The 3375-nt window shown below is 69.0% G+C and carries 5 protein-coding genes; all 5 read right to left on the reverse strand.

The window, feature by feature from the left end; all coding sequences use genetic code 11:
* On the reverse strand, positions 1 to 556 hold a 556-nt coding region (locus tag V7067_RS16685; RefSeq protein WP_334177019.1), incomplete at its 3' end, for an ABC transporter ATP-binding protein.
* A gap of 57 nt (positions 557 to 613) precedes the next feature.
* Positions 614 to 1090, reverse strand: a complete 477-nt coding sequence (locus V7067_RS16690) for a flavin reductase family protein (protein ID WP_334177020.1) — start codon at positions 1088 to 1090, stop codon at positions 614 to 616.
* A 50-nt stretch (positions 1091 to 1140) separates the two neighbouring features.
* Positions 1141 to 2112: a quinone oxidoreductase gene (locus V7067_RS16695; protein WP_334177021.1), complete on the reverse strand. Its 972-nt coding sequence runs from the start codon at positions 2110 to 2112 to the stop codon at positions 1141 to 1143.
* Between the two features lie 8 nt (positions 2113 to 2120).
* Positions 2121 to 2909, reverse strand: a complete 789-nt coding sequence (locus V7067_RS16700; protein WP_334177022.1) for an alpha/beta fold hydrolase — start codon at positions 2907 to 2909, stop codon at positions 2121 to 2123.
* Between the two features lie 79 nt (positions 2910 to 2988).
* The gene (locus tag V7067_RS16705) at positions 2989 to 3369 is read right to left on the reverse strand and encodes a Rid family hydrolase (protein ID WP_334177023.1); all 381 of its coding nucleotides are present in this window, start codon (positions 3367 to 3369) and stop codon (positions 2989 to 2991) included.
* Between the last annotated feature and the right edge of the window lie 6 nt (positions 3370 to 3375).

Genomic DNA, 3375 nt, shown 5'->3' on the forward strand with positions numbered 1-3375 from the left:
TCAGAAGCTCGGCCGCCAGATCCTGCACCATGGCGCGGTTGATGGCATCGAGCGCCGAAAACGGCTCGTCCATCAGCACATAGGGCTGACGCTCATAAAGGGTGCGGGCAATGGCGCAGCGCTGGCGCATGCCGCCGGACAGGGCGTTCGGCAGCGCATCGCGGCGCTGGGCGAGGCCCACGCGCTCCAGCAGGTGGCCGGCCCAGTCCAGATCGGCCTTCTCGCCGCGCAGCCGCGCGCCGAGCGTCACATTCTCCACCACGGTCAGCCAGGGAAACAGCAGATCCTGCTGGCCCATATAGGCCAGCCGCCCCACCACCGGCGCACCGTCCGTGCCGACCACCCGGCCGGCCGCCGGCGTGGAAAGCCCGGCGATGATCTTCAGCAGGCTGCTCTTGCCAACCCCCGAGGCCCCGAGCAGGGCCACGAACTGCCCGCCTTCAATGGTGAAGCTCAGGTTCTCGAAAATGGTGTGGCGGCCATAGCGAAGGGTCAGCCCCTCCACCCTGATGCCGGGAGGGTTGCTGCCTCCCGCTGCCGCCTGTTGCCCGGCCATGCCCATGCCCTGTCGTGCCTCGTTACCCGTCCCGTGCCCGGCCTGTGCCTGCCCTGCTCAGGCAAGCCGGCGAAAGCCGCGGTTGAAATAGATCAGCGGTTCGCCCGCGTCGCTACCATGGCGGATAGCAGCGATCGCCGCCATGAACACCGAGTGGCTGCCATGCTCCACCACCCGCTCCACGCGACATTCGAAGGTTACCAGTGCCTCCGCCAGAACGGGCGCCCCGGTCATGCCATGCAGCCATGTGCCGGTGGCAAAACGTTCTCCCCGCCGGGCCGGATCGGCAAATCCGGCCGCCAGACCCTCCTGCGCCGTTGCCAGCACGTTGACGCAGAAGACGCCGGCGCCCGCGAGCGCCGTGTGCGCCGAAGCCGCGCGGTTGACGCAGACGAGCAGGCTGGGCGGTGCGGCGGAAAGGGCGGTCACCGCGGTTGCCACCAGCCCGTGCCGGCCGGTGGCATCCTGCGTGGTGATCAGCGCCACACCGCCGGCGAGCCTGCGCATGCCGGCGGCAAACGCAGCCTCGTCCACCGGTGGCGCGGCCGCAGCGGCCGCGCCCGGGCCTGAACAGGCCGCCCCGTTCACGGCACCAGCACCAGAGAGCCGGTGGTGCGGCGGCCTTCCAGATCGGCCTGCGCCGTTGCCGCATCCGCAAGCGGATAGGTGGTGATGCTGTCGGCCGGAATGGTGCCGGCGGCGATCAGCGCGAACAGCGCGGCGGCCCCTTCTGCGATGTCGGCGTTCGTGGCCATGTAGTGGGCAATCGAGCAGCGGGTGAAATAGAGCGAGCCCTTGGCGCCGAGGATGCCGTAATCGTTGGCCGGAATCGGGCCGGAGGCCGTGCCGAAGCTCACCATCATGCCGCGCGGCCGCAGGCTGTCGAGCGAGCCGGCGAAGGTGTCGCGGCCCACGGAATCGAACACCACGTCGACGCCGCCGGGCACGATGGCCCGCACGGCCGGAGCAAAGCCGCCGTCGCGGCTGACGATCACATGGTCGGCGCCGGCGGCCTTCGCCACGGCCGCTTTGTCTTCGCTGCCGACGACGCCGATCACCTGCGCGCCGAGGTGCTTCAGCCACGCCGTGGCAATGCGTCCGACGCCGCCGGCCGCGGCATGGAACAGCACCGTCTCGCCGGCTTTGACCGGGCGGGCCTTGTTGACGAGATAATAGGCCGTCAGCCCCTTGAAGATCATCGCCGCGGCGGTCTTCGCGTCGAGCCAGTCGGGGATGGCCACCGCGCGGGCGGCCGGCAGCAGGCGGGCTTCGGCATAGGCGCCGGGCGGGCCGCCGACATAGGCCACGCGTTCGCCGGGCGAAACGTGCTTCACGTTGCTGCCGGCGGCAAGCACCACGCCCGCCCCTTCCACGCCGATGCCCGAAGGCAGCGGCAGCGGGTAGGCGCCGGTGCGGTGGTAGATGTCGATATAATTGACGCCGATCGCCTCGTGGCGGATCAGGATCTCATCGGGGCCCGGCGCCGGCAGGGTGACCTCGGTGAGGGTCAGGACCTCGGGGCCGCCGGTGGCGGAAAAACGAACAGCTTTGGTCATGTCGCTCATCAGGCGTTGAGAAAGGTGGTCACGGCGGCGTTGAACGCCTCCGGCTCGCACCAGGAAACGGCGTGGGCGCCGTAGGGAAAGGTTTCCAGCTTCGCACCGGCAATCGCCGTGGCGAGTTCCGAAGCCGCCACCGGCGGGGTCAGAATATCGTCCTCGGCCACCAGCACCAGCGTATCGGCGGCGATGTCCGCCAGATAGGGCACACCGTCGAAACCCACGACGGCCTCGATGCGCGCCTCGATAATGGCCGGCGTCGGCGAGCTGGCGACATTGGCCTCAAGGTCGCGCTCAAGACGCGGCCAGGTCTCGCAGATATAGCGCGGCGGATAGAGGAACAGCGGCGACGAACGGTGGAAGGCCGCCGCCCCTTCCGCACGCAGCAGCCGGCGGCGCACGTCCATGCACAGCCGCATCTGCGGGCAGAGCGTGGCCCATGTGCCGTAGAGCACCAGCCTGTCGATGCGCTGCGGGTGGCGCGCGGCGATGACCTGACCGATGGCCCCGCCGGTGGAATGGCCGACGAGGGAGGCTTTCGGCAGGCCCAGAGCATCCATCAGGCCCACGAGATCGTCGGCCAGCAGCTCGATCGAATAGGGCTGCTCCGGCCGGCTGGTTCGCCCGGTTCCGCGGTGGTCGTAGCGGATCACCGTGAAATGGCGGGCCAGCTCCTCCACGTTCGGGTCCCAGTAGGACGAGACGCCCGCAAGGCCGGAGACGAGGAGAACCGGCGGACCGCTTCCCGTGATCTCGTAATAAACGGTGGTATCTGCGACCGTGGCAAACGCCATCTTTCAGTCCGCCTTCTGCTGCCCGGGCCGCGGTGCCGCCCGGCCCCTTGCCCGGGGCCGGGCGGCACCGCCTTCCGGCTCACTTCTTCTCAACGGCGACCGAGGCGATCTCGACCAGAAATTCCGGGCGGACCAGAGGCGTCTGGATGGTGTAACGCGCCGGCAGATGGTTGGGGAAGAAGGTGCGGTAGACGGCGTTCATCGCCGGATAATCCGCCAGATCCTTCAGGAAGATGTGGTTGAACAGCACGGTTTCCATGGACCCGCCGGCGGTCTCGATGGCCGACTTCACCAGCTCCAGCACCACCCGGGTCTGTTCGGCCGCATCGCCGAGACCCATCGTCTTGCCTTCGGCATCCATCGCCAGCGTGCCGGAGACGAAGATCATGCCGTTCGCCTTGGTGGCGGAGCTGTAGGGCGCCAGCGGCGGCGGCGCCTGCGGCGGGGTGATGATTTCCACGGGCGA

This window comes from Pseudoxanthobacter sp., assembly GCF_036822375.1.
Classification (GTDB): Bacteria; Pseudomonadota; Alphaproteobacteria; order Rhizobiales; family Segnochrobactraceae; genus Pseudoxanthobacter.